This window comes from Vibrio sp. A8-1 (assembly GCF_013048685.1).
In the GTDB taxonomy this organism is placed as follows: domain Bacteria; phylum Pseudomonadota; class Gammaproteobacteria; order Enterobacterales; family Vibrionaceae; genus Vibrio; species Vibrio metschnikovii.
Window position 1 is genome coordinate 1 of the sequence record NZ_VHTC01000110.1, and the last position, 708, is coordinate 708.

2 protein-coding genes are annotated in these 708 nt (G+C 39.1%); both read right to left on the reverse strand.

The features are described from left to right. Nucleotides 1-138 precede the first annotated feature (138 nt). Nucleotides 139-381, reverse strand: a complete 243-nt coding sequence (locus tag FKN93_RS17475) for a hypothetical protein (RefSeq protein WP_038176351.1) — start codon at nucleotides 379-381, stop codon at nucleotides 139-141. Continuing rightward, nucleotides 368-634 (reverse strand): BrnT family toxin, encoded by a 267-nt coding sequence (locus tag FKN93_RS17480; protein WP_170905775.1) that lies wholly within the window; start codon nucleotides 632-634, stop codon nucleotides 368-370. Before FKN93_RS17480 ends, FKN93_RS17475 begins: the two co-directional genes overlap by 14 nt. Nucleotides 635-708 lie beyond the last annotated feature (74 nt).

Genomic DNA, 708 nt, shown 5'->3' on the forward strand with positions numbered 1-708 from the left:
TCAATAAAGCATAACGCCGCATTAAGGTGTGAGCAACGCTACCACGAAACTAAACCATACCACCATAAACACGAAACCCAACGATGGAACGAAAAATGCCATGCGTTGGGAATCACTCTTAAATGCTTTGTTAGCCGTTTAGTTTGAAGTGTGGTGATGAGCTACATTTTCAAGCCTTTCAGCTAGCCAAATCTTGATAATCGACTGTCGTGTTACACCTACTCGGCTAGCTTCACGATCTAGTGAATCTAACATCCATGCAGGGAAATCAACATTTACCCGTTTCTGCTTTTGCATTGGACGCTTAACTTTAGATAAATCTAGATCACCTAAAATGTCATCGTCACTTTCAAACTTAGCATCAAACTCATGCGCTTTCATATAAGTTCACCTCCGCTTTACGTGAACGTCTGACTGAAATGATCCTAATATTTAATCCACGGTATGTAATGACGCCAGACCAATGCTTACCATTTAACATGCCGATGACCAAATACCTAGGTTCATCACTTGTGTTTGCAGGGATCTCGATAAGATCTGAGTCATTCCACAAACCTTGAGCTGTATAGAAATCAATTCCATGTTTCTCAAAATTTGACCTGCTTTTATTTTCATCAAATTCGAATTTCTTCATGAGTAAAACTTATATCCTTTTTACTCATTTTGCAACTTACAGTTTAGCTAATGATTGTGGAAACGGCTAACGCC